13 protein-coding genes and 1 tRNA gene are annotated in these 21764 nt (G+C 41.7%); 9 read left to right on the forward strand and 5 right to left on the reverse strand.

What is annotated here, in order from left to right; translation table 11 throughout:
- Positions 1-138 precede the first annotated feature (138 nt).
- The 6 genes from HUS61_RS18800 to HUS61_RS18825 all read left to right on the forward strand — a co-directional run bounded on the left by HUS61_RS18800 (position 139) and on the right by HUS61_RS18825 (position 11100).
- Positions 139-215: transfer RNA gene (locus HUS61_RS18800), tRNA-Met, on the forward strand.
- A 438-nt stretch (positions 216-653) separates the two neighbouring features.
- Complete coding sequence (locus HUS61_RS18805; RefSeq protein ID WP_175083386.1) at positions 654-4640, forward strand: two-component regulator propeller domain-containing protein; 3987 nt, start codon at positions 654-656, stop codon at positions 4638-4640.
- 296 nt (positions 4641-4936) lie between these two features.
- On the forward strand, positions 4937-8440 hold the full coding sequence (locus tag HUS61_RS18810; RefSeq protein WP_175083387.1) for a PKD domain-containing protein: 3504 nt from the start codon (positions 4937-4939) through the stop codon (positions 8438-8440).
- A 53-nt stretch (positions 8441-8493) separates the two neighbouring features.
- Entirely contained in the window at positions 8494-8865 is a 372-nt protein-coding gene (locus tag HUS61_RS18815; RefSeq protein WP_062564682.1) for a hypothetical protein, read from the forward strand.
- A gap of 70 nt (positions 8866-8935) precedes the next feature.
- Positions 8936-9550 carry a trimeric intracellular cation channel family protein gene (locus tag HUS61_RS18820; RefSeq protein ID WP_175083388.1) on the forward strand — a complete coding sequence of 205 codons (615 nt, stop codon included), beginning with the start codon at positions 8936-8938 and terminating at the stop codon, positions 9548-9550.
- A gap of 38 nt (positions 9551-9588) precedes the next feature.
- On the forward strand, positions 9589-11100 hold the full coding sequence (locus HUS61_RS18825) for a YifB family Mg chelatase-like AAA ATPase (RefSeq protein ID WP_175083389.1): 1512 nt from the start codon (positions 9589-9591) through the stop codon (positions 11098-11100).
- Between the two features lie 8 nt (positions 11101-11108).
- Here the strand turns inward: HUS61_RS18825 and HUS61_RS18830 are convergent, their stop codons facing one another.
- On the reverse strand, positions 11109-11813 hold the full coding sequence (locus HUS61_RS18830; RefSeq protein ID WP_062564684.1) for a response regulator transcription factor: 705 nt from the start codon (positions 11811-11813) through the stop codon (positions 11109-11111).
- 165 nt (positions 11814-11978) lie between these two features.
- Positions 11979-14474, reverse strand: coding sequence for a S9 family peptidase (locus tag HUS61_RS18835; RefSeq protein WP_175083390.1), 2496 nt, complete (start codon positions 14472-14474; stop codon positions 11979-11981).
- Positions 14475-14618: 144 nt separating this feature from the next.
- Here HUS61_RS18835 and HUS61_RS18840 point away from each other — a divergent pair, with 144 nt between their 5' ends.
- Complete coding sequence (locus HUS61_RS18840; RefSeq protein WP_054563948.1) at positions 14619-15683, forward strand: hemolysin family protein; 1065 nt, start codon at positions 14619-14621, stop codon at positions 15681-15683.
- On the opposite strand, the gene HUS61_RS18845 is transcribed toward HUS61_RS18840, so the two are convergent.
- Positions 15680-16900 (reverse strand): EAL domain-containing protein, encoded by a 1221-nt coding sequence (locus HUS61_RS18845; protein WP_062564686.1) that lies wholly within the window; start codon positions 16898-16900, stop codon positions 15680-15682. The two genes, HUS61_RS18840 and HUS61_RS18845, sit on opposite strands and share 4 nt — an antisense overlap.
- A 175-nt stretch (positions 16901-17075) precedes the next feature.
- On the opposite strand from HUS61_RS18845, the gene HUS61_RS18850 reads away from it, so the two are divergent.
- Positions 17076-18092 (forward strand): metalloprotease, encoded by a 1017-nt coding sequence (locus tag HUS61_RS18850; protein WP_058583707.1) that lies wholly within the window; start codon positions 17076-17078, stop codon positions 18090-18092.
- A 50-nt stretch (positions 18093-18142) separates the two neighbouring features.
- On the opposite strand, the gene HUS61_RS18855 is transcribed toward HUS61_RS18850, so the two are convergent.
- Together HUS61_RS18855 and HUS61_RS18860 are read right to left on the reverse strand one after the other, a co-directional pair.
- Positions 18143-19456 carry a short-chain fatty acid transporter gene (locus tag HUS61_RS18855; protein ID WP_175083391.1) on the reverse strand — a complete coding sequence of 438 codons (1314 nt, stop codon included), beginning with the start codon at positions 19454-19456 and terminating at the stop codon, positions 18143-18145.
- Positions 19457-19571: 115 nt separating this feature from the next.
- A complete protein-coding gene (locus HUS61_RS18860; RefSeq protein ID WP_062564690.1) occupies positions 19572-20525 on the reverse strand; it encodes a chemotaxis protein CheV in 954 nt (317 codons plus the stop codon).
- Between the two features lie 145 nt (positions 20526-20670).
- Here HUS61_RS18860 and HUS61_RS18865 point away from each other — a divergent pair, with 145 nt between their 5' ends.
- Positions 20671-21735, forward strand: a complete 1065-nt coding sequence (locus HUS61_RS18865; protein WP_063529762.1) for a potassium channel family protein — start codon at positions 20671-20673, stop codon at positions 21733-21735.
- The last annotated feature ends 29 nt before the right edge of the window (positions 21736-21764 follow it).

Below are 21764 nucleotides of genomic sequence, written 5' to 3' on the forward strand. Positions count from 1 at the left end.
CGGGATGGAGCAGCCTGGTAGCTCGTCGGGCTCATAACCCGAAGGTCGTCGGTTCAAATCCGGCTCCCGCAACCAATTCTTTGAATTGGCTGACTTCTTAAATTAAGTGAGAAGTAAAATAAACTTAATAATTTCAGGCGCGGGATGGAGCAGCCTGGTAGCTCGTCGGGCTCATAACCCGAAGGTCGTCGGTTCAAATCCGGCTCCCGCAACCAACTGAAATTAAAGATTAAAATTAAATGAGTTTGACAAGCAGGCACGCGAAAGCGTGTTTTTTTATGCCTGAAAAAGCTGGAAGCTTTAAGCTTTAAGCTATAAGTTTTAAGTAGAATGAGAGTGTTGTTTAGTGCAGTGTTTTCACTCGGGTTCACCCAGTTCATTCTTTGGGTAGGTTGGTTTGAGCGTAGCGAAACCCAACATAAACAGAGCTATCAGCTTTCAGCCGTCAGACGTCAGTTGATCAGAGCGATAGGCTTGACTTAGAACGTTTAAACTTTACCATCGCTAACTCGCTAACTCGCTAACTCGCACCTAAATCCAACTCCTTGATATCTATCCAAGTTATTCATCCCTAAATTGGGAAATGATTATGAATGTTAGCTGAACTGAACTACGCTTGATTAATAACTAATAATAAATGTGTAGATTTAGGGATGATCCGTTTTTTAATAGCGCTGTTAGCACTTCTGTTCTTACCTTCAGCTTTGTGTGCATTTCAAAACTACGATATTGATGATGGTCTATCGCAAAGTGTTGTGTTTGATATTGTACAAGACCAGCAAGGTTTTATCTGGATTTCAACACAGGCAGGTTTAAACCGTTTTGATGGTAATGAGTTTACTGTATTCACTGCCTCTGATGAGACGAATAGTCTAGCGAATAACTATATTTACCCATTGGCAATAGACAACGAGTCAACGCTGTTTATAGGCACTCGAAATAGTGGTGTAAACCAACTCGCATTACATAATTATCAATTTTCTGAGCCGCTTTTAAAAGAGCGCCGAATAACCAGCTTATTAGTAGCGCAGCAGCAAGTTTATATTGGCACTTACGACGGCAGCCTGTTTCGTTACGATAAGCGAGCAGAGCAGCTTGAAACGTTAATAACAGGGTTAAAAAAACCTATTTATGCGCTATCAAAAATCGCTGACATCCTTTGGATAGGAACGCATGGAGCTGGGTTACTTCATTATGATCTTATTAATAATCAACAAATCAATTCGGTTTTTTCTGGCTTTGCTGAGCCTGTAGATATTCATGCTAGTATCTTTGCTATCAAACAGTCTGCTGATGGCAGTATTTGGTTGGCAAGCCAGGGCGGCGGCTTATATAAAATTGCGTTAAGCACCCAAACAATGACGCAGTGGTTGACTTCTAATGATGATAATTCTGGGCTTAGTAGTAATGAAATTCGTGATATTGAGTTTGATAGCCAAGGCCGAGTTTGGCTAGCAACGCGAGGCGGCGGAATTAATGTTTACGACCCTATTGATGCAAGCTTCACCGTTTTAGCGCATGACCCGTTTGATAAATATAGTCTTGCTCATGACCGGGTATATAGTATCTACCGAGACAGTAGCGACATTATGTGGTTTGGTACTGCACATGGGATCAGTAAGCTCGACCCAGCATCATTGCAATTTAGTAAGTTAAAAAAGCCAACGCCACTTTCAAGTAATGATGCGTGGGCGTTATTTGAAGACTCAAAGCAACGTATTTGGTATGGCAGCTGGGGTGGCGGTATCGATATTCTTGATCAGCAATTAAATCGTTTAGAACGCATAACCACGGAAAGTTCACCGTATTCAATCAGTAGCAATGCAATTAAAGCCATCGCCGAAGATCGTAATGGCGATATATGGATTGGTAGCTGGCAGCAAGGGATTGATGTTTTGCATACCGATGGCAGCATCAGTCACTTTCGAGCAGATGAAGGCGAGCATGGCTTAACTGAAAACAGTATATATGCCCTTTTAGTCGATGAGAAAAATAATGTTTGGGTCGGCACTAATGGAGGGGGGTTGTTTTGCTTTGATAGGCAGCGCGGCAAATTTATTAGTTTTGCACAGCCTGTAGCGAATACACAACTTGTAATTCCAACGGCGCGGGTGACGAGTTTACACAAAACCTCGCAAGCAGAACTGTGGATAGGCACTGATGGTGATGGGGCTTATCACTACAACGCAGCAACCGATACCCTCACTAATTATCGAAAAGGCGACTTGGCTTTATCTGATAATACAGTGCGAGCGTTTTTAAAAATTGATCAGCAAATGTGGCTCGCAACATCGAACGGCTTAAATATTATTGATATGAGCAACCAGCAAGTTCATCAGCTTAATGTCGCTCAAGGCCTTCCTAATCAAGTCGTTTATGCGTTGCTAAAAGACAATGAAGATAGGGTCTGGCTAAGTACCAACAATGGCCTCGCTAAAATAGACCCTGTAACCATGAGCATAAAAAATTATAAAGCTCGACATGGCTTACAAGGTAATGAATTTAATGCCGGTGCTTATTTAAAAACCCGTGATGGCCGCTTGATGTTTGGTGGCACTCAAGGGGTTAGTGTCATTAATCCTGCTGATCTTGAAGTTAATACTATTGGCGGGCAATTAGCACTCACTAGTTTGCAGTTTGATGATGAGGATGTGGTAAATCAGGGAGTCAGCCGTTTAGGCAGTTTATACCAAATAGAAAAAAGCCGTTCAGTGACTATTCCTGCGGGAATTAAACGGGTTCATTTTCAGGTTAGTTACCTACACTACTCTGAGCCACAGACTAACCAGTACTCCTATCAGTTAGCTGGCTTTGAACAGCAATGGCGAAAAGCTACAGGGTCGTTTTTATCTGTTGACTACACTAATCTTCCTGCTGGTAAATATCAGTTGAAAGTTAATGCTAGTAGTGAAAGTGGGGCGAATGCGCTCACCCCATTACTATTAAACATAACGGTTCTTGCGCCTTGGTGGCAAACAAGTGAGTTTTATTTGCTAGCAGCTATGCTGATTTTGGCGATGGTGTGGTTATTCACAGTGCTTTGGACTCGCCGTATACGCAAACAAAAATATTATCTAGAGCAAATTGTTAGCGAACGCACTGACGAAATCGCAGAGCAAAAAATGCTAATCGAACAGCAAGCTGATGCTCTGAGTGACTCACTCGAAAATAAAGTGCGTTTTTTCACACATGCATCCCATGAATTACGTACTCCTTTGAGTTTGTTAATTGCGCCGTTGCAAAAGCTCATAGCAGATGAGCGAAATACTGAAAAGCGTGAGCAACTGAATTTGGTATTGCGTAATAGTAGGCGTTTAGAAAACTTGGTCGATAAGCTACTAACCTTGACACGCTATGATGAGCGCCATGAAGAGATTATTAAAGTTGTATCATTATCGGCAATAGCCAGAGAGGTCGCGGGGCAGTTTGCTGTGTTAGGTGAAAAGCCTATCGACTTTAAGGTTGATATTGAAGAGGCTGTCTTTATTGAAAGCACCCGAGAAGGGGTGATCACGATTCTTACTAATCTATTAAGCAATGCTTTTAAATATACTCAGCAAGGCCAAGTCAGCTTAATCGTAAGCGCATCAGGTGAGCTTGCCTACATAGAAGTAACAGACACAGGTAAAGGCATCGCAGACGCTGAAAAAGACAAGGTGTTTGATACTTTCTACAGAGTAAGTAGTCATGCAAATGTTGAAGGCAGTGGCGTAGGTTTAGCTATCGTTAAACGTCTGGTCGATAAATACAAAGGCAATATTGTGTTGGCAAGTCGTTTAGGAGAAGGAACCAACTTTAAACTCGCATTTAAAACAGCACAATTTGCAGAGCAAGTTCCTGTTGATAGTACAAGCCTAAAATCAAAAGTGAGTCATGACAAAGCGAGTGTATTAATTATTGAAGATAATGACGAGCTACGTCATTACCTAAAAACAGAGTTACAGCACCGCTATCAAGTATTATTAGCTGAAGATGGTCAGATCGGTTTGCAAATAGCGCTGAGCCAAGTACCAGATTTAATTATTACTGATTTAATGATGCCAAAAGTCGATGGCTTTACTGTTTTAGATTCATTACATAATTCGCCCGTTACTTGTCATATTCCGGTGATTATTTTGACCGCCAAGGGAGACTATGAAACCCGAGTAAGTAGTTTGCAACAGCATGCGCTAGATGTGATCACTAAACCATTTGATAGAGAAGAGCTCTTTTTAAAGGTTGAGAATTGGATACATTGGGTCAATTTATATTCTCAACAGCAAACTATGGATGCACCTGATCATATTGAGACAAAGCAACCGGTTGTGGTTGATCCTCGTGACAAACAGCTGCTTGAAAAGCTTGAGTTGTATGTTGCTGAGCATTACCAGCAACAAGGTTTCTCTATGGTGAATTGTGCGAAAGAATTAGCGCTTAGTGAGCGTCAATTACAACGTAAGTTAAAAGTTCTATTAAACATTACTCCTAGTGAATATTTGCGTAATTATCGACTGAGTAAAGCAGCTGAATTACTAAGACAAGGGCGACAAATAAGCTTAGTAATAGATGATGTGGGCTTTTCGTCACGCTCGTATTTTTCTAAATTTTTTAAAGCAAAATATGGCATGACAGCGAAAGAGTACCAATGTCATTACATATAACATGCTGTTTATATAGGAAATGTCGCATTTGAGTACATTTTTGTCGGCATTCAGCATACTTATTTCTTATAACTAATCTACCCTTGAACCTTAACGTAAAATGAACCGCTTTGATGGGATCTCGGGTGTTCATATTTGACGGGCAAACATGACTGAATTCAGATTATGGTTAAGGACGAAACTGAGATCCCGCCTTTATTCATGTTCAAAATAGGTTTTGCTTCCCTTGAGTTATGGCAACTGTGCATGCAGTTGCCTCTTTTTAAGGGAATACAACACACAATGTAAGGATTAGCATGATGAGCCCCCCTAATTTTCATTCCATAAAGTATCTAAAGCAATTATTACTAGCGACAAGTTTGGTCGCTTTAACCGCTTGTGGTGGAGGCGGTGGAGGTGGTGATGACGATGATGATACCCCTCCTGTCGTTACAAACAAAAATCCCACGGTATCTATTAGTAGTGATAGCAGCGTAACAGAAGGTGGCGATTTAGTCCTACAAGCGACGGCAACAGACAGTGATGGCACAATTGCAAGTTACGCATGGCAGCAAACATCAGGTCCAGATCTAACACTTACCGGCAGCGATACAAGTACACTTACGATCACCGCGCCTGAGATCGAAGATGATGCAGATGTCGTTGTTTCACTGACAGTCACCGATGATGATGGTGCAACCGCCACAGCAACAGTAACTATTGAGCTTAAACGTAAAGTTCTCAGCGTAACGATCACCGGTATTGTAACCGATGAGCCGATTATCAACTCAAGTATTGTGGTGCAGATTGGTGATGAACAATTTGAGATTACCGCTGATGCACAAGGCCGCTATAGCGTAAACATTGAGGTTGATGACTCAGATGCTGATGAACTGGTTAAGCTGGTGGCGTTGGGTAATAACTCCATTGATCCGGGCGTTGAATTTGTATCCCAACTGAAGTCTATCGCAACGCTTGTTTCACAAGCAGGAGCCGATGGTACATTAAGCAAAGATGAAAACTTTGGCGTAAACATTACTAATGTCAGTACTGCAGAGTTTGCGCTTTTAAGCCGCGACGGTACAAACATCGATTCTGAACAAGCATTAGATGAAGCTTTACTCGCTGTTGATGCTGACGAAAAACTGCTACTTGCAGCGTTAATCAAGATCATTGTAGATAATGATGACTACGAACTACCTGAGGGTGTCGATTCGACCCTTGATTTAATATCTAGCGCTGAACAAATTGATGACTTTATAAATACAGTTGAAAGCCAAGACCCAGGATTAATCGACTCTACAAAAGAAGAGATTAAAGATGATGATGAACTAGTTGATCAAACAATCAATAATCTGACCGGCAACTATTTATTAATGCAGCCGCAATATTATCGAACTTCAGTTGGGCAGTTTGAGTTTAATAATGATGGTACCGGGTATGTCAGTTTACTGGATGTTGATACTGACTTTAGTTGGTCGCAACAAGAGCAAGACATCACAATTACTTTGGCTGAGCCAGCATTAATGAGTTGCTTTGTGGTTACTGATGGAAACGATGAACAGCTAGATGTTTGTGAGTACTTAGTTGAGTTAGACCTAACTATTCTTCTTGAAAACGATGCAAACAGAACGGTTGAGTTTTTCCGTAAAAGCGAAACACGCATAACCAGTTCAGATGTTGTATATAGAACTACAGAATCGAACTATAACGCCACCCTTATTGAACAACAGCAAACACTTGCTGTGACAGCTGATGAACTTATTGGTAATTGGGTTATTGATAACCTAAGCGAGTTTGGTGGATATAGTAGTGCAGTAAGTGTTGAGTTGCTTTCTGGTGGAACAGGAACGCTCATTGATAACGATAACGCGCCTGTTAGTGTGACTTGGCAAGTTGATGGGAATCGACTGCTTATAAGCAATAGTGCAGAAACTATTAGTTATGACATCGCTATTTGGCTCGTTAAAAATGTACAAGTGGGGTATCAATTTGCGGCATCACTCGAAGCTAAAGCGGACGATAGCTCACGTACGGTAACTGGTTTAATGGTGAGAGATAATCAGCTTTCATTTACTAAGCCAGACCTATTGGGTAAATGGACTGTTTACCAAGGCTATAACTCACCTCAAACAGACCTCCACTATGATGTGTATGATGATGGTTTAATGAACTTTAACTTGAATCAAAACTTCCGTTCTTGGCAAGTAAACAGTGAGGGAGTGTTCTTAAGATATAACTATTTTACGAGCAATGGTGTTCAGCCAATTTGTCCTGAAGGGGAAGTTTGCCAAGTATACAGTGAGTTCTCGCAGCGATTATTAGCCACTAACAATGGTCAAAACTTTACCTATCGTAAATATCGCTTTTTTAACTATGATGGTTCGGAGCGTGTCGAAGATTATTCATCTCATCTACGTAACTTCTCTGTGTCAGATGAGTATGGGGTAACTAAATTCGCACCTTATTGGTTAGAAGAAAACGCAAGTTTTGATAATAATGGCTACCCAATTACAACTAACTACATTGAACTTTATTCACCAAGAGAGTTAGGTGTAGAAACCATTAAAATAGCGACTATTTATGATGAGATGACGGCTGAGTATAGCCATCAAATCACCTTCACTTACCTTGGAGTGGTCAATCAATACGACTACAGTTTAGCGTCAGGGAAATTACTATTTGATAGCATGAAGGCTGAAGTGAGTGACTTTGATCGAAACTTCTTAACTATTTGCGTGTATGAGCAAGCAGGTAGTTGTACTGAAGATGCTAAACAAGCGTGGTACTTTGATAAGGCAATGGCTGAAGAGCAAGTTGTTGTAGAGCGTCCAGCAACGGATCATCCATTAGATGGGGCTTGGCAGCTTGCTGATGAGCCTGATGTCGCGGTAATTATTCGTGATGGAAAATGGTTACAAATTCAAGGAATGGACGACCCTGATGATGATACCGCATTCCCTGGTTTTGAAATTGGTGACTTTACTTGGGATGAAACAACAGGCGCTTTTGATGTCACTATTACGGAAGATACCAATGGTAGTTTCGGTATAGATGATGCTGGCAGTATTGTTGCCAGTGTTGATGGAGATACGCTGACATTCGATATCGAAGGTGAGGGTATTATTACGCTAAGTAGAATCTACAGTGAATCAAACCCGCTAATAGGGGGTTATACATATGGCTCTTACGATGGAGATTTCTTCATTGCTGTATTTAAAGAGGATGGCACTTTCTTAGAGCTTGCTCATGATACTGAGTTTGATGAGTTAGGTATATCAGGTGGTTACTACACCTATGATGCAGAAACTCAAAAGGTAGTGGTTGATTTCTATGTAAAAACCTATGGTGACCCAATTGAATTTGCTGACCCTTACTTTATTGTGAAGCCACAAGGTAACTTTATACAGTTCAAAGACGGCGATGATTTTGGCCTCTTCGAACGCGTTACACGAGTTATTGATCAAGCAGCTTTCACTGAAGCAGATCTTATTGGCTCACATGTATTTACCTTTATGGCTGATGATGGCAGTGGTTTAGAAACCTCTAATGTCGTTATAAGTAATGATGGTACTGCAACATTTGAGTTAGATGGTGAAGTACGCTCAGCAGAGTGGGCATTAGATCTTGGATCGTTGATGATGTATAGCGAACCAACAGCTACGCAAAATTATGGCTATGGTGTGACTATGACACCCGTAATAACCATTGAAGGTGGTTTTAGTGTAGCAACGCTAGGTTTCGAAGTACCTGAAACCTACGATGATAATGATGATCCCGAGTTACACACTTTTGTATCGGGCAGTTTAATTAAGCAGTAATTTTCTGAGCCCAGTAGCAGCAATGCTACTGGGCTTTTTTGAGGAGTTAGTTTATGAAAGCGTTATATTTCTCAGTATTACTTCTTACCCTTAGTGGGTGCCAAACGATGGATGCAATGCAAGAAGACATTAGTGATTTAAGTAATAGCTTGTTTTCAAGTGAAGATATGAGCGAAGAATCACAAGATGCATTCTTAAAAGCACAAGAGGCATTTTATGAAGCCGACAATGTTCGTAAGAAACATGCGCAATTAAATGCTCAAGAACGAAGCTTATGGGTTGAGTTAGAAGATGATTACAACATCTTATTAGCTGCGCCAAGTAAAGCCACTGAGAAGGAATCTTACTTTTCAGACTCCACACTTGCAGACAGCGTTATGATGCAGAGTTTAAAATTTATTGAGCTGGTCGAAAAAGGCGAGTAATCGAAACTTCGCTTAAAAGATTGAAAAGTTTATGTTACAACGGCACTAACATTACTTTTTAGTTACAAACATGACTGAACTTTACCATTGGTTTGATTTATTCGGCGTAGCCGTGTTTGCAGTTTCTGGAACGCTACTGGCGTACAACAAAAAAATGGATGGCTTTGGGGTTGTTGTGTTAGCCACAGTCACTGCTATTGGCGGTGGGACTGTGCGCGACGTTATTTTAGATGTTCCTGTATTCTGGCTACATGATCAAAGCTATTTCTGGGCTATATTACTTTCTGTATTTGTTACCACCCGTTTAATCAATAAACAGCGATCGATTTCACTCAATGCACTACAAGTGGCAGATGCTTTTGGTTTAGCATTTTTTGCTGTGATGGGGGCACAAAAAGCCATGCTCGCAGGGATGCCTGATACCACCGCAATTATTATGGGGGTGATCACAGGCTGCTTTGGTGGCGTTATCCGTGATGTGCTCGCTGGAAATATGCCGATGCTATTAAAGGGCGAGCTCTATGCAATTGCTTGTATCGCTGGTGGCATTGTTTATACATTAAGTATTTCGCTGGGTTTAGTGACCGAAGTAGCTATGATATTAGCCATGCTAATGACCTTATCACTGCGTTTAGCTGCAATGAAATGGAAACTGACATTACACGTTTTTAAATATCCCGACTAAACTTAATTTAAGGATGAATGATAGGGACATCATGGATCGTGTCTTTAGCTAGAATATTTTCACGTGCACAAGTGGGTGTGCAAGCTCCTGAAGTGATAGTAGAAGTACACTTAGGAAATGGCTTGCCAGCTTTTCATATCGTTGGCTTGCCTAAAGCGTCAGTCAAAGAATCAAAAGATAGAGTGCGTAGCGCACTCGAAAACTCTCAGTTTGGTTTTCCAGATCAACGAATAACCGTCAACCTTGCGCCTGCTGATTTACCTAAAGAAGGTGGCCGTTTTGATCTGGCTATTGCTGTGGGGATTTTAGTCGCCTCTGGGCAAATAAACTGCCCTGATATTCATCGTTATGAGTTTTACGGAGAGTTGGCTTTAAATGGTGAGGTAAGAGGGGTTAATGCTATTTTACCTTCGGTGTTAGGAGCGAAAGAGCAGGGTCGCTGTTGTTTCTTACCCGCTGAAAACGATAATCTCGCAAGCCTTGTTTCGGGCGTCGCTCGAAAAGCTGTTTACTCCTTACAAGATGTTTGGAATGACTTATTAAATCAGCAACCCCTGCCACTTAATATTTGTTATCCAGAGCAGCAGTCGCAGCGTGACACGCTACTCGATTTAAGTGATGTGAAAGGCCAACCTGGCGCGAAAAGGGTACTCGAAATAGCAGCCGCTGGTGGCCATAATTTACTGTTTCTTGGCCCTCCAGGTACAGGCAAGTCAATGCTTGCCCAGCGTATGCCTACGATTATGCCAACCATGTCGGATGATGAAGCAATTAGCACTGCCGCGTTATATTCGATAATTGGTCAATCGGTTGATTTATCGAATTGGCGTGAACGACCCTTCAGAAATCCACATCATACTTGCTCTGCTGTTGCCCTTGTCGGTGGCTCTTCGAACCCTAAGCCGGGAGAAATCTCTCTTGCTCATAATGGCGTATTGTTTTTAGACGAGCTGCCCGAGTTTGAAAGAAAAGTGCTCGATTCACTGCGTGAACCAATGGAAACGGGTGTGGTGACTATATCGCGAGCGGCTCGACAAATGGAATTTCCATCGCAATTCCAGCTGATCGCCGCATTAAATCCAAGCCCTACAGGAAGTCATACTGATAAGCGTGCAACGCCTGATCAAGTATTGCGCTATTTATCTCGAGTATCTGGACCATTTATCGATAGGATTGATTTACAAATTGAGCTGCCTAGACTCACCAGTAGCCAATTACAGAGCACGCAAGTAGAAGAAAGCAGTGAACAAGTAAGAGCCAGAGTTGAAAGAGCTTATGCAATTCAACTTAACCGGCAAGGCAAAGTGAATGCGCGCTTGAATAATAAAGAAATGAGCATTCATTGTGAGTTGGCAGCTGCTGAGCTGCAGTTTTTAGCAAAAGCCAGCGAAAAACTGGCTTTATCACCACGCTCATATCATCGTGTTATTAAAGTTGCGCGTACCATTAGCGACTTGAAAGTACAGCCCGCAATTACCTTAAATGAATTAAAAGAGGCGCTGAATTATCGCGCCTTTGAGCGGTTAATTAGTCAATTAACGCAGTATTAGATAACTTGCTAAATAGACAGCATGTAACCTTTGCCGCGAACGGTAACGATACGTTTTTGGTCTTTTTCATCGCTTAATTTTTTACGTAAGCGGCCAATAAGTACATCAACGGTACGATCGCTTGGGCTCCAGTCAGGTTGACCAATTTCTTCGGAAATTTTTTCACGCGATGTCGCTTTACCTGCATTTGCAATAAGGCAAATAAGTACCTTGTGCTCTGCTTCGGTAAGACGAGACTCTTCACCATTAGGGGTCACTAATGTGCGGTTATCTGGGTGCAGTTTAAAGTCGGCATATTCAATAAACTCTTCACTCTCATCATCTTGCTGAGAGCCTTTTATGCGCTTAAAAAGAGCGCGCATTCTTAGTTCAAGTTCAAGTAAGTCAACCGGCTTGCAAATATAGTCATCGGCACCTTGTGCAAGACCTGCAATACGGTCAGCTTGCGAGTCACGACTAGACAGCACAATAACGCCAATATCAGTCAGTGCATTAAGTTCTTTGGCAAGCAAAAGCCCATCGCGTTTTGGTAACACAATGTCGATAACGGCTAGAGAAACTGCTTCTTTAGTTGAAGCACGCGATTGCACAATGCTTAATGCATCGGCCCCCGTTGAATCTACCTCAATATTAAACTCAGTTTCTTTGAAATGATTAAGAATGCGTTTAACGAGTAGTTCGTCGTCTTCAACCAATAAAACTTGAATAGTCATTCGCTTTAATTTCACACTTGATTTGTTGTTATGTTAGCACTGTATGGCAAAGGCTGAGAAGTGTATTGGCGAGGTTTGTAACTATTTCTTACAATTTAATGGCTTAGCTATAGTTGAAAAGGGTGAAAGCTGAGCACTCGCACAGTACTCAGCCAAGTGATTAAACTACTTTTCAGGATAAAGATATTGCCACCATTGTGGCTGATCTTTTAAGTTTTTATCGAAATAAGCCAACATGGTATTCCACCAGTCGAAGCGTTTATCTCGAGCAAAAATTTGGTGATCTGCACCTTTGTACTCAATCAGGTCAACATCTTTACCTAATAACTTTAATGCCGTGTACATATTGTGGCTTTCACCAACAGGTACGTTGGTATCTGAATCACCATGAAGGAGTAATAACGGCGTTGTTACTTTGTCAGCATGAAACACCGGGCTGTGTTGGCTATAAAGTGTAGGATTGTTCCACGGGTAGCTATTTTTAGATGCCTCTGCTGAGTATAAGTAACCCCACCAACCTTGACCCCAATACGAGGTGATATTTGAAATCCCTGCATGGGCAATTGATGCACTGAACATATCTGTTTTAGTTGCGAGTAGCATGGTCATAAAGCCACCGTAAGAGGCTCCTAAATTACCCACACGTTTACTATCTACAAAGCTATATTTATCTAAAAAGGCTTTTGTGCCGTCGATGATATCGTTGGCGGTGTATTCACCCCACGCGTTGACGTGTTTAGCTGAGAACTCTTGGCCAAAGCCGGTTGCGCCAGTAGGTTGTAAAACGTAAACAACATAGCCATGCTCAGCCCATAGGTTAAATGGGTAGCGACCGGTAAAACCACGAGTTACTGGCGAAGTGCCACCATAATAATAAACCAGCGCAGGATATTGTTTATTGCTATCTAAATCATGGGGTAAATAAACGCGACCCTTAATTTCAATGCCATCTTTATTAGTAAAGTTAAACTCTTCCAATGAGGCTACTTGCGTATTTTCATAGCCAATTGGCTTAGAGTCCCACATTACTTTAGCGCGGCTCTTACCTAAGCTTAGTTGTTTTAACTGCTGAGGTGTTGACGCTGTGGTGCCGGTAACCAAAATGCGCGGGGTGCGTTCGTGTGAGTAGCTAACTTGCTCAACAACATCAAAACCCGTATTCACTTTATTAAAACGCTTTTTGCTTAAGTCGAATTGATAAAGTTGTACGGTATCTTGCTCGGTAACTTTAATAAGCGCATCACCGTTTTTAAGCACATTTAACTGGCCGATAGCCGGGTTAAACTCTTTACTTAAAGCGGTTGCTTTTTTACCGTCACGGCTGAGTAAATAAAGTTGACCGTCATAGTTATTAGCAAGCATCCCTTCAGGAAGGTTACGACCTAAGCCATTATTAAAATCTGGTCCGGCAGTGACATAAATTCCGTCGTCAGTATATTTAGCCTGATTAAATGTATTGTATTGACCAAGTACCGTAAGAGCCGATGTAGCTAGGTTTAACTCAACAAGTTCTGTTGCTGGCTGTGGTGATAGCTGCATTGCTTGTGCTGAGCGGCTCATTAAGACGCGACCGCTTTTAGCGTCAAAATCTTCAAGTGAATGGCTAAGTGGGCCTTGGCTTAAGATTTTGCTAAGACCTGTTGGTATATCGAGTAAATATACTTGCGATGTAGTACGAGCATAAGACCAACGGTCTTGCAGGCCTTGGTAATGCTTAGTGAGCTTGCCATTGTCTGTTGGAGACTTTGACCAACTAAAAATTAAGCTGTTGTTATCAAAAAACTGAAAGCCATTTGCACCAGCTAGATTTTTAGCAATGACGCTAAGTTGCATGGTTTTTAGGTTTAAACGCTTAAGCTCGCCATTTAATAAATACACTAAACTTTTGCTATCTGGGCTCCAAGTAATGTTACTTGGTTGGGCTGACTCAAAGCGATAAAGTGTATTGTTTTTTTCGTCTTTAAGTTCAGTAACATATTGTGCTTGATTAGCGGTTGTATCTTCGTAATGACGTTGGCTAGTAATGAAGTAATCACCATTTGGTGCCATTGAAATATAACTGACTGTTGGCGCATCAAATAATTGCTTAGCAGACAAACCGTGTTGTTGTTTAGCGCTAAATTGCACAGTATCTAGTTCTGACTTAGCCGTAAAATCAAGTTCAACCTCATTCCAGTTGGCTACTTGCTCAGTGATGATAACAAACTGATGATCGCCTTGGCTTAAAGCTAGCTCATAGCTTTTATTTTTTTCTGTTTGCTTTTCACCATCAATAAATAGCTGTGCGTTCTCAATGCCTTTAAGTGTTAATGAGCCTTGGCTAAAACGTTCAGTTGAGGCGGTAAATTTGAGTGCCTGTAAACCACCAAGTGTTAGCGCACTCACTTTGTCGAATGATTGCCAGTCAAGCTCATTACCAAAAACGCGTATGCTATCGGTGCTTTTTTGCAAGCTAGGTAATAGGTTAGCAATAATGGCATCGCGATGATCCGTTTGATATGGCTTAAGTTGCATATCTGCGCCAAGAGGGCCAATAAATTGCACCGCTGATTTATTAATGGCAGCGGCCATCGCTGTATTACTTAACGCACATAACGCTAAGGCACTGAATGTTGTTTTTAGCTTGGCTGATTGGCTTAGCCAAGTAGTTGAAAGTGTCATAGTTTCGCCTGTTGAAGGTAATTTAAACCAATATAGCACGCTGCAAATTACCCAAAAAGTGCTCTGCGTTAGATTGCAGTCGGGTTTGAGCTTGTGGTTTTCAATTGCTATGGTGAGCAGGTTAACTTTTTAAGAGGGCTTACAGTGACATTGTTACTTGTTTATATGTTTGTTGCCATTGCGGTTTCGTTTTTGTGCTCAGTGATGGAGGCAGTACTGTTAAGTATTACACCAAGTTATGTTGCCATGCTCAGAAAACAGCAACCACAATTGGCAAAACGTGTTGGTAAGCTTAAAGACAACATAGACCAACCGTTGGCGGCAATACTCACGTTAAATACCATAGCGCACACTGCTGGTGCCGCTGGCGTTGGCGCACAAGCTGCGGTGGTGTTTTCAGATGCTGCGGTTGGCGTTGCCTCTGCAATTATGACGTTATTGGTACTGGTGCTTTCTGAAATTATTCCTAAAACATTAGGAGCTAATTATTGGCGAGGATTAACACCCATTGTTAGTGTGAGCCTAATTTGGTTGGTGTTTATTCTAAAACCCTTTGTGTGGTTTGCAGACATTTTAACGCGCTTTTTGGGGCGTAATTACGATGAAGCCTATTATATTCGCCAAGAGATTGAAGCCATGGCTGATATTGGCACTGAATCAGGAGCCCTTGGGCAAGATGAATCTGAAATCATTCGTAGCCTGCTGCACTTTCGTCATGCCAAACTCGATACCTTAATGACACCACGTACGGTACTTTTTAAAGTGCATAAAGACTTAACCGTAAACCAATACTTGGCGGAGCACGGTTCTTCTTCGTTCTCTCGAGTATTGGTTTATGACAAAAATGGTGATGATATTATTGGTTTTGTGCATAAAAATGACATTATGCTGGCATATCATCGTTTAGGTGAAGACTATAAAATTAGCAAGCTCGTTAAGCCTATTTACACCGTACCAGAAACCTTGCATGTGCCGACCTTACTCGAAACCTTACTATCTGAGCGCACGCATATTTGTTTAGTCGTGGATGAATATGGTGATGTACAAGGTATTGTCACTCTTGAAGATTTAATTGAAGCATTAATGGGGCTCGAAATTGTTGATGAGCATGATCAATCAGCTAATATGCAAAAAGTCGCCAAACAGCGTTGGCGACAACGTTTAGCATCGAGTAATACCATCGTCAGTGACGATAAGCGTAAACCTTAGCGGCGATGTCCTGCTGCAGTTTTTACCATTTGCCGCCATGAAAGTGACCAATTTAAAAAGTCTTCTTTGGCTTTCGGGCGGCACAGCAAAAAGCCCTGCATTAAAATAAACTCTTTGTAGCGGTCGAGGTATTCAAGTTCTTCAACTCGTTCAATGCCCTCGGCCACAATAGCGAGATCTTCTTGTATCGCTATATTCACCAAGCTACTAACAATCACTTGAGAAAACTGATCGGTTTCAATATTACTGATCAGGGTGCGATCGATCTTAATTTCGGTAAATGGCAGCGTTTTTAGCTGCTGAACGTTAGTAAAGCCAGTACCAAAGTCATCAAGTGAAATACCAAAACCGCGCATTCGTAAACGGTTGAGTGTTTCGAGTTGTGCAGTGCTGCGAAGAGCATACTGTTCGGTAATTTCTAAAATCACTTCACTGGGTGTTAGGTTGTTAAGATGCAGTATTAAAGCCAGTTTATCTGGGCAGCTTAAGTCCTCGAGCTGCGAAGGGGATAAGTTAAACGCCAGTTTTAAATTAGGATCAAACTGCTCTTTGATTTCTGCAAAATCGTTAGTGGCTTTTTCAAACAATTGAAAAGTAATAAGGTTTATTAAATCTAGGTCTTCAGCGATACAAATGAAGCGCTCCGGTAAGATAATTTCCTCTTCTTGGCTTGTGTTGATACGGGCAAGCACCTCTATACTTTCAACCCGATTATCGTGGCGATTTATCTTAGGTTGATAAAACGGAATAATCTCATTATGACTGATGGCATGTAGTAGCAGTGACTCAGAAATAGGGGTTTTTGTGCGCTCAACATGAATGGCAAAGTGCTCAAGCTTTTGCAGTAGTAAATACACTTGATTAAGTTGCACGGGTTTAGTGACGTTACCAATTAAGTGAGCGTTATGCTTACGAGCAAGGTCTGCGGCAAGGTCTATAACTTTAGGATCCATCTCAGAAATAATGGCAATTGCACCTTGGTACTTCATAGCGCCTAAGTGGCGAATAAGCTCCATACCATCCATATCTGGCATATTGAGATCGGTAAAAATGGCATCAAAGAATCGAGGTGCTTTTTTAATTTTTTCTAAAGCTTCTTCTGCACTTAGGCAGGTTGTGATGTGCGGAACCTCAAGCTCATTCAAAATGGCATGCATAACAATCAGGATGGCTTTTGAGTCATCCACTACGAGAATGTGTCTGTTTGACTTCACCATATTCACTCCATGAACAAGAACGCTATAGTTAAAAGTAGTAGATAAACGGTATTTCGTCATGTTTTTTGCTTGTTTTGTGGGGCGAAAAATATACCTCCTTGTACCTAAAGGAAATTCGTAATTTTGTAAGGCCTCAGTATAATAGCCGCACTTTTTATTCGTATTTATAAGAACTATGGTCAGACTTCAGCTGAGCCTCGCAGACGAAACCTTTATTTTGCATTTAAACGGCTCACAGTTAATTCAGCTTTTTCATCAACAACAAGCAATTGCCTTCGATAATCCAGAGTCAGAACTTTATGAGTTTGATTTTCAGGGGCAGCGTATTGGCCTTGATACTAGTAAAGTGCACGAAAAAAGCTTAGCAATCTTTGTTAACCAGCAGCAGGTGAGCCAACTTGCTTTACCTGAGTTACAAGAAGCTGAACCAAAACGCGGCATTATTGGTTTGCTGGCACTGGGCTTTAAATTATTCAAAAGTGCAAAAGTCGTGAAAGCGGCTTTAGCGGGTGCTTCGGTGGCAGGCTATGCGTGGTTATTTTCCATTGAATTTGCCTTGATGCTAATTGCTTGCTTGGTGGTGCATGAATATGGTCATGTGCGCGCTATGAAATATTTTGGCATTAAAACTAAAGGTATTTACCTTATCCCCTTTGTCGGTGGTTTGGCTGTTTCTGATGATAAGATTACCACCAGATGGCAAGACGTGGTGATCTCACTCATGGGGCCCGCTTTTGGCTTAATTACCTCTGTGCTGGGAGTAGTGCTTTACTACGCCACTGAAATGGAAATATTCGCCGGGGTGGCGGTACTCAGTGCACTGTTAAACCTATTTAACTTGTTACCTATTTTGCCCTTAGATGGCGGCCATGTACTTAAAAGTATTAGTTTTTCGATGCGTTCATGGATAGGCCTTAGTGTGTGCTTATTAGGTGTGTTATTTGGCTTGTGGTTAAGTTACACCTTTGGCTTGATGCTACTGGTGTTCTTCTTATTTGTAGGGGCACTTGAGATTATCTTTGAGTGGCGCGGACGTCACTACTCACACCTCATCCCTCTCGATACTTATGGGCAAGGTTTTTCAGCGGTAATGTACGCACTGGTTGTTGCAGGTCACGTTGCAGTGATGATGCATTTTGCTGATTCAGAAAGCCCAATCCTCAGCTTACCAATGAAGATTTTAGCAAGCTAGCATGCACAGCCAGTTATTAGGAAGTGTTTTTAACACTTCCTAATTTCGTTTTAAGGATAAAAGCTCAGCATTAACGATATAAACACGCCGGTGATGATCAGCTGCACAAGGCAAAAGCCCATGATGTCTTTGGCTTTTAAGCCGGCAATAGCAAGTACGGGGAGTGCCCAGAACGGTTGAATAAGGTTAGTCCAAGCATCGCCCCATGCGACAGCCATAGCAACCCGTGGCATATCCGCGCCAAGTGTTTGTGCTGCAGGAATGACAATCGGCGCTTGCACTGCCCATTGGCCGCCGCCTGATGGCACAAATATATTTACAAACCCAGCACTCAAAAAACTCCAAAAAGGCAGCGTTTCGGCTGTTGCAATGGCAATAAATCCTTCAGAGATTTGTTGAGCAAGTCCTGTTTTTACCATAATAGCCATGATCCCGGCATAAAAGGGAAATTGAATCACAATACCAGCGCCACTAGGGATTGCTTGCTGTAAGCTGCTAAGTAAATTATGCGGTGTTTGATGCAGTAAAATTGCGCTAAATAAGAAAATAGCGATCACGCTATTTAAGTTTAAGCCGCCTCCGCTTAGCACAAAGTAATAAAATAAATAGGCAAGACCAAAGGCACCTATACCCATACCTAGCAAACGGCTATGTTCAATTACTTCGGCGGGGCGGGTAGGTGTATCTGCTTGCTTTGATTTATCTTCAAGCTTTGCGGGGTCAACATAAACGCTGTCTTTTTCGCTTGGCAACATATAGCGATTTACCAGCGGCATGATAATAAACAAGCCCACAACAATAGCGATGTTAAATGCCGAAAAAATCGTGTTTTCGGTGCCTATTACCCCAATACTTTGCTCTGCAAAGTGGCCATCGGTTGCGATTGTCAGCGGCACTGAACCGGCTAAGCCGCCATGCCAAACAATAAAGCCCGAATAGGCACTGGCCACTAACAAACGGTAATCAACGCGGGTTTGCTTCGCAATTGCTTTGGCGAACAAAGCGCCAATCACTAAACCAAAGCCCCAATTTAGCCAACTTGCTAATAAAGACACGAGCGTAACGAGTATGATCGCTTTAGCAGGGCTGTTGGCAAGAGTCGCGAGTTTGTTGAGTATACTGCGCATCACCGGGGTACTTGCTAGCATGTAGCCCGTTAGCAGTACTAGCAGCATTTGCATGGCAAATTGTAATAGGTTCCAAAATCCACCACCCCAAGCCGCGAGCACTTGCGTGGGCGTTGAGGGCGTAAAGAGGCTCGCAACGATAAAGCTCAGCAAGGTGAGTAATATAACAAATACAAACGGGTCGGGTAGATAACGCTCTACTAGTTTAGTGAATGGCTTAGCAACGCGATTTAGCATAGTTTTTATTGTTGTCGTCGAATCGATAATGCCAATAAATCATGAATAACGATGATTGGCAAATTGCGACGTCGTTGCTTTAGCTTATGCCTTTAAAAACTGATGCTAAATGCGCTTACTGTGAATCTTGCTCTAGCACTGCTTTTAAGCGGGCTTGAACTTCTTCTACTAACAGTATTGGCTGGAATTTTGATAAGAAGGCATTACAACCAACCTTCTCAACTAAAGCTTGGTTAAAGCTACCACTCAAAGATGTATTAAGCACAATATGTAGGTTCTTCATGCGGCTATCGTTACGAATTTCGTGTGTTAAACGGTAGCCATCCATTGCTGGCATTTCAGCATCGGTGATCACCATGAGTAGCTCTTTCTCAACATCTTTGCCTTGATCAGCCCAGCCTTTTAGCATTTCGAGTGCTTCAAGTCCGTTACGAGCAGGTATGATTTCGATGCCAAGTTGCGACAAGGTATCGCTTACTTGCTTACGAGCAGTTGGCGAATCATCGGCGTGAAGAATTTTGCGGCCTGCAAACTCGTTCACGATGCTTTTATCTAGAATGTCTTCAGATATTTGGACTTCGTACTCAACGATTTCGGCGAGCACTTTTTCTACGTCGATAATTTCAACCAGCTGCTCTTGGCCATCGCGTTTTACTTTAGTTAAGGCTGTTAGATAGTGATTTTTACCAATTGCAGTTGGTGGCGGCATAATATCTGACCATGTCATATTAATGATTTGATCAACTTTACCAATTAAAAAGCCTTGCACGGTACGATTGTACTCGGTGATAACGAGGTTTGTATCTTCGATGTGTTTAGCTTCAGGCATGTTTATCGCTCTGCGCAAATCAATCACCGGAATTGATTCGCCACGAATATTTACAACCCCAGAAACTTTTGGGTGAGCGTGGGGAATTTTGCTAATTTGCGGTAACTTCACCACTTCTTTAACTTTAAACACATTGAGAGCGAATAAGTGGCGACTGTGTAGGTAAAATAGTAAAAGCTCTAAGCGGTTTTCACCGACCAGTTGCGTACGCTTATCGACGGAAGCAAGAACACCTGACATATTTCACCCTAAACACCTAATACAGAGATAGTATAGTCTACTATCATTTTTCATCGACATGCATTAGTAATTTTCCATCAGTTGCCAAAATGCAAGCATTACAGTACCGTATCGATAATTTCCTCCACTATAAATCGCAAGGATTATGCATCATATATTTAATCGTTTAGTGGTACTTATTCGCAGTCACATTGATCAAGTAAGTTGGCAGGCTGTGGTATTTACTACGCTTTTGCATATGCTACTTATTTGGTGGCTGCTTATGCTTGCAGGAGAGCAAGCGCTCACACCACTTAGTACTTATTTTTATTATTATGTAGTAACTACATCTACAGTTGGCTATGGCGATTTTAGCGCAAGCACCGAGCTTGGCCGTTGGATTGTCGCATTGCTGCAAATACCTTTTGGTTTAGCATTATTTGGCGTTCTGTTAGGAAAAACAGGGCAAACAGTAACTTATTTAATTAGGCGCGCTATGACGGGTGATAAAAGCTTCGCACATATAAACAATCACATTATTATCTTTGGTTGGCACGATACACGTACTAAAAAGATGGTTGACTATATCTTGGCCGATCATAAACGTTTAGACCGTCGTATTTTATTGGCGGTTACTGAGCAAATGGAACATCCGTTTTTAGCAAATCCTATGGTTGATTTTGCTCGTCTAAGTAGCTTTACTGACTTAGATGAGTTGAAAAGAATTGCCATTGATCGCGCCGATAAAATTATTATTGATGGCCAAGATGATGACCAAACGTTTACAACAGCCCTGCGTATTAGCAAGTTGGTCAATAAACAGTGCCACATTAGTGCACACTTCACTGATGAAACTAAAATCGAAATGCTACATGAACATTGCCACAATGTAGAATGTAGCAGTGCTAAGTCAGCCGAGATCTTAGTGCGTTCAATGCAAGACCCAGGTTCAAGTCGTGTGCAAGAAGAGCTGTTATCGACACTACATGGGGATACTCAATTTAGTTTACCAATTCCAAAAGGCGTGCAAGCAATGGAGTTTGGCAAGCTGTTTCATCACTTTAAATATAGTCATGATGCTATATTACTGGGTGTCGCACATAATTTGAGTGCAAAAAATATGGACTTAAACCCGCCACTTGATTACGTGGTAAGTGAAGGAGATATTTTGCATTATATTGCTGCGGAGCGTGTTTTGAGTGACGAAGTTGATTGGTCTGCGTTGGTATAGTACCAATCCGCAATAATACTTTTAATTAA

This window comes from Pseudoalteromonas sp. 0802, from assembly GCF_013350085.1.
Lineage (GTDB): Bacteria > Pseudomonadota > Gammaproteobacteria > Enterobacterales > Alteromonadaceae > Pseudoalteromonas.